This window comes from Streptomyces pseudogriseolus (assembly GCA_002154585.1).
In the GTDB taxonomy this organism is placed as follows: domain Bacteria; phylum Actinomycetota; class Actinomycetes; order Streptomycetales; family Streptomycetaceae; genus Streptomyces; species Streptomyces pseudogriseolus.
In genome coordinates, this window is sequence record MUNG01000045.1 from 1 (window position 1) to 3940 (window position 3940).

Here is a 3940-nt window from a genome sequence, read left to right on the forward strand (position 1 = left end):
CGCCAACCGCGAGCGCGCGGCGGCACCTCGTTGGCGCCGAGTTGCGCCGGCGCCCCCCGGCCCGCACCAACGCCGGCGCCCACAGGCACACGGGGTGTGCAACGGGCCCGCACCGACACCGGGCGCCCCACGCACACGGGGTGTGCAACCCCCGTAGTTGAGGGGGCGCACACCCCGTGTGAGAAGGACGTGGGTCAGTTGCCGGACGCGTCCTCGCCGGCAGGGACGGTGTCCGGAGGCGGCGGCGCCGTGGGACGCAACCACAGCCACAGAAGGAACAGCAGGCCGAGGATCAGCATCCCCAACCCCGTCCACAGGTTGATGTTGACCCCCTCCGCCTTGTCGATGTCGGCATCCGACGCCGTGAACCCGGCGATCATCACGATCACCCCGTACAGCACGAACAACCCACCGATGATCCGCCGGATGTCGAACAACCGGGCGGCCGTCGCGGACTTGGTCTCCAGCTCGGTGATCTCCCTCTGGAGGTCACTCTCGCGGTTGTGCTCGGACATGCTCTCTCAATCCTCCCGCGGTCAGAACGAGAACGGGATGTAGCAGACGGCGGCCAGGATCACTGCGCCCCAGCCCAGCAGCGCGGGCTTGCGGTACCAGGCGTCGTCGCCCTCCGCGGGCGGCTCCGCCATGCCGGGCGAGCGGGTGCCGTACACCAGCCCCTGGAGCTCGGCCTGCGGCTTGGGCGCCGTGAACAGGGACACCGCGACCATGACGACCGCGCCCGCGACGAAGCCGGCGATCGCGGAGACGAAGTTGGCGCCCTGGTCGGAGGGGATGTCGATGATGCCCTGCTTGTAGATGACGAAGTAGTTGACCATCGCGGCGGTGGTGCCGGCGATCAGGCCCCAGAAGCCGGACTTCATCGACGCCCGCTTCCAGAACATGCCGATGATGAAGACGACGAACATCGGCACGTTGAAGAAGGAGAACAGCGTCTGCAGGTAGGCCATGATGTTGGAGAACGAGCTGGCCAGGAACGCCGTGCCGATGGACGCGAGCACGCCGATCGCGGTGATCAGGCGGCCGAAGCGCACGTAGTAGGAGTCCTCGCGGTCCGTCACCACGTACTTCGCCCAGATGTCGGAGGTGAAGACGGTGTTGAACGAGGAGACGTTCGCCGCCATGCCGGCCATGAACGCGGCCAGCAGACCGGTCACGGCGATGCCCAGCACGCCGTTGGGCAGCAGCTGCTGCATCAGGTACGGGATGGCGTCGTTGTACTGCAGGTCCGAGCCGCTGGTGCCGATCTTGGGGACGAGCACGGCGGCGACCAGGCCGGGGATCATCACCAGGAAGACGATGAAGATCTTCGGGAACGCGGCGATCAGCGGGGTGCGCTGGGCCGCCGAGAGGTTCTTCGCGGACAGCGCGCGCTGCACCTCGGCGAAGTTGGTCGTCCAGTAGCCGAAGGAGAGGACGAAGCCGAGGCCGAGGACGATGGTCAGCCAGTTGGCGCCGAGCGGGTTGTCGCTGCCGATGCCGGTGCCGCCCCAGGCCGTGACGAAGTTGTCGCCGTGGGACGCGGTGAGCTTGTCGGTCAGGCCGTCCCAGCCGCCGACGCTCTTCAGGCCGAGCACGGTGATCGGGATGAGCGCCGCGAGGATGACGAAGAACTGGAGGACCTCGTTGTAGATCGCCGAGGACAGGCCGCCCAGGGTGATGTAGCCGAGGACGAACGCGCCGGCGACGACGATGGCCACCCACTGCGGCCAGCCGAGGAGGGCCTCGACGACGATCGCGAGGGCGTAGAGGTTGACGCCTGCGATGAGGATGGCGGCCGCCGCGAAGAGGATCGAGCTCAGCAGGTGCGCCGCCTTGTCGAAGCGCATCAGCAGGAACTCGGGGACCGAGCGGACCTTGGAGCCGTAGTAGAACGGCATCATCACCAGGCCCAGGAACACCATCGCGGGGATGGCGCCGATCCAGTACCAGTGCGTCGTGTAGACGCCGTACTGCGCGCTGTTCGCGGCCATGCCGAGGATCTCGGTGGCGCCGAGGTTGGCCGCGATGAACGCGAGTCCGGTCACCCAGGCGGGCAGCGAGCGGCCGGAGAGGAAGAAGTCCAGGCTCGTCTTGACCGACCGGCGGGCGGCGAAGCCGATGCCGAGCACGACGACGAAGTAGATCCCGAGGATCGTGTAGTCCAGCCAGTTGGTGGGGAGCCGAAGCTCCGCGGCCAGGTTTGTGGGGGTATGCATACGCACTCGCTTCGTTCGCGAACTGATCCGACGCGGAATCTACGCCTCCGTGTTCAATTACTGAACACGTTCGTACACGTTCTTTGTTTGATCGTGATGAGCGGCGCTGGCTGGTGAGTTGTGATGTGTTATGTTCGATTGTGTTGAGTGACTGGCGGGTGCGGAGGAGTACCACAGTGAAGAAGACCTCGACCCGGCTGGCCGACGGCCGCGAGCTCATCTACTACGACCTCGCCGACGACACCGTGCGCGACGCGGTGGACCGCCGTCCGCTGGACGCGACGGTCACCACCTCCGAGATCCGGCACGACGCGCTGCTGGGCGACTCCGTCGCCGTCGCCTCGCACCGGCAGGGCCGTACGTATCACCCGCCGGCCGACGAGTGCCCGCTGTGCCCGTCCGAGGGCGACCGGCTCAGCGAGATCCCCGACTCCTCGTACGACGTGGTGGTCTTCGAGAACCGCTTCCCCTCGCTCGCCGGCGACTCCGGCCGCTGCGAGGTCGTCTGCTTCACCTCCGACCACGACGCCTCCTTCGCCTCGCTGAGCGAGCGGCAGGCGCGGCTCGTGCTGGACGCCTGGACGGACCGCACGTCCGAGCTGTCGCATCTGCCCTCCGTTGACCAGGTGTTCTGCTTCGAGAACCGCGGGGCCGAGATCGGCGTCACCCTCCAGCACCCCCACGGGCAGATCTACGCCTACCCCTTCACCACCCCTCGCACCGCACTGATGCTCCGCCAGGTGGCCGCGCACAAGGAGGCGACCGGAGGCGAGAACCTGTTCGACGCCGTGGTCGAGCGGGAGCGGGCGGACGAGCGGGTCGTCCTGGAGGGCGAGCACTGGGTGGCCTTCGTGCCGTACGCGGCGCACTGGCCGTACGAAGTCCACCTGTATCCCAAGCGCAGGGTGCCGGACCTGCTGGGACTCGACGAGGCGGCGCGCGCGGAGTTCTCCCGGGTGTACCTGGAACTGCTCAGGCGCTTCGACCGGATCTTCGGGGAGAACGAGCCGCCCACGCCGTACATCGCCGCCTGGCACCAGGCGCCGTTCGGCGCCCTGGAAGACTTCGAGGGTGTGACGCGCGACGACTTCGCGCTGCACCTGGAGCTTTTCACCATCCGCCGGACGTCCGGCAAGCTGAAGTTCCTCGCGGGCTCCGAGTCCGGCATGAACGTCTTCATCAACGACGTGCCGCCGGAGCGCGCGGCCGAGCGACTGCGAGAGGTAGCGAGTTCATGAGCGGGAAGTACCTGGTCACCGGGGGCGCGGGGTACGTGGGCAGCGTCGTCGCCCAGCATCTGGTCGAGGCCGGTCACGAGGTCGTCGTGCTCGACAACCTCTCCACCGGCTTCCGTGAGGGCGTCCCCGCCGGCGCCGCTTTCGTCGAGGGCGACATCCGCGATGCCGCCAAATGGCTGGACTCCTCCTACGACGGCGTGCTGCACTTCGCCGCCTTCTCCCAGGTCGGCGAGTCGGTGCAGAAGCCGGAGAAGTACTGGGACAACAACGTCGGCGGCACCATGGCGCTGCTCGGCGCGATGCGCGAGGCGGGCGTGCACCGGCTCGTGTTCTCCTCCACGGCCGCGACGTACGGCGAGCCCGAGCAGGTCCCGATCGTCGAGACCGCCCCCACCCGCCCCACCAGCCCCTACGGCGCCTCCAAGCTCGCCGTCGACCACATGATCACCGGCGAGGCCACGGCCCACGGACTGGGCGCGGTCTCCC

At 68.0% G+C, this 3940-nt stretch carries 4 protein-coding genes; 2 read left to right on the forward strand and 2 right to left on the reverse strand.

What is annotated here, in order from left to right:
- Positions 1-194: 194 nt before the first annotated feature.
- Positions 195-515 carry a hypothetical protein gene (locus tag CCN29_RS05905; protein WP_031066493.1) on the reverse strand — a complete coding sequence of 107 codons (321 nt, stop codon included), beginning with the start codon at positions 513-515 and terminating at the stop codon, positions 195-197.
- A 21-nt stretch (positions 516-536) separates the two neighbouring features.
- Positions 537-2216: a sodium:solute symporter family protein gene (locus CCN29_RS05910; protein ID WP_006135811.1), complete on the reverse strand. Its 1680-nt coding sequence runs from the start codon at positions 2214-2216 to the stop codon at positions 537-539.
- A 176-nt stretch (positions 2217-2392) separates the two neighbouring features.
- Here CCN29_RS05910 and galT point away from each other — a divergent pair, with 176 nt between their 5' ends.
- Positions 2393-3454: a galactose-1-phosphate uridylyltransferase gene (gene galT / locus CCN29_RS05915; RefSeq protein ID WP_006135810.1), complete on the forward strand. Its 1062-nt coding sequence runs from the start codon at positions 2393-2395 to the stop codon at positions 3452-3454.
- Positions 3451-3940: NAD-dependent epimerase/dehydratase family protein (locus CCN29_RS05920; protein WP_143661284.1), on the forward strand; the 490-nt coding region annotated here is incomplete at its 3' end. The genes galT and CCN29_RS05920, both read left to right, overlap by 4 nt.

Bases quoted from the DNA above. Each gene is read 5' to 3' on its own strand.
- CCN29_RS05905 (WP_031066493.1), bottom strand. From the start codon at position 515: ATGTCCGAGCACAACCGCGAGAGTGACCTCCAGAGGGAGATCACCGAG.
- CCN29_RS05910 (WP_006135811.1), bottom strand. From the start codon at position 2,216: ATGCATACCCCCACAAACCTGGCCGCGGAGCTTCGGCTCCCCACCAAC.